The sequence below is a fragment of the Bacillus sp. NTK074B genome (assembly GCF_017303375.1).
Lineage (GTDB): Bacteria > Bacillota > Bacilli > Bacillales > Bacillaceae_B > Rossellomorea.
The window spans coordinates 1-264 of record NZ_JAFKOH010000119.1; the positions used below are offsets into that span (position 1 = coordinate 1).

At 67.8% G+C, this 264-nt stretch carries 1 protein-coding gene; it reads left to right on the forward strand.

Annotation, left to right across the window (positions count from 1 at the left end; translation table 11 throughout):
• Positions 1–264: hypothetical protein (locus JI667_RS21655; protein ID WP_206858531.1), on the forward strand; the 264-nt coding region annotated here is incomplete at both ends.

The following is a 264-nucleotide window of genomic DNA, read 5'->3' on the forward strand; positions in this document are numbered from 1 at the left end:
GTTCCCTCGGCCCGGGCCGGCGTGAACGCGGCCCCTGCGGCGGTGGTGACACCTTCCCCCTCGACCCCACCGCAGGGTGCCGCCCGAAACAAGCGCATGGCCTGCCCGGAAGATCTGAGGGGGCTGCAGCGCGAGGTGTGGTTCCACCTAGAGTCATTGGCTACCGATTCGATCTTCGACACCGAGCTCGACCTCGATTTGGTCAGAGGGCTCGCCGGCGGCCGCCACCTCGGTGAATTGGCGCTGGATCTCGACGTGGATGCC